Here is a 514-nt window from a genome sequence, read left to right on the forward strand (position 1 = left end):
GTTATTCATATTCATATCACTGCTGTGGCAGCTGGCCTCTTTGCTATAAAAATTACTTTTCTGACGAGGCATGGAGCTAGCTACTACGGGGAAGGTGAACGAAGTGTTGTTCATGAACAGAGGAGAAGGAGAAAGTAGTTATGCACAAAACTCTTCTTTCACGCAACAAGTGGCCTCAATGGCACAGCCAGCGCTAGAAAATGCAGTTGAAACTCTCTTCTCCAGAGATTTCCACCTTCAAGCTCTTAACGCAGCGGACTTGGGTTGTGCAGCGGGTCCAAACACATTCGCAGTGATTTCTACGATCAAGAGAATGATGGAAAAGAAATGCAGGGAATTGAATTGCCAAACACTGGAACTTCAGGTTTACTTGAATGATCTTTTTGGAAATGATTTCAATACCCTCTTCAAAGGCCTGTCGTCTGAGGTTATTGGTAACAAATGTGAGGAAGTTTCTTGTTATGTGATGGGAGTACCGGGGTCTTTCCATGGCCGGCTTTTTCCTCGTAACAGC

General features: G+C 44.2%; 1 protein-coding gene. It reads left to right on the plus strand.

The features are described from left to right. Positions 1-112 precede the first annotated feature (112 nt). Positions 113-514, plus strand: a 402-nt coding sequence (locus tag ABEB03_RS43635) for a class I SAM-dependent methyltransferase (protein ID WP_345658665.1), incomplete at its 3' end; no start/stop codon positions are given.

It is taken from the genome of Streptomyces siamensis (assembly GCF_039543605.1).
Taxonomy (GTDB): domain Bacteria; phylum Actinomycetota; class Actinomycetes; order Streptomycetales; family Streptomycetaceae; genus Streptomyces; species Streptomyces siamensis.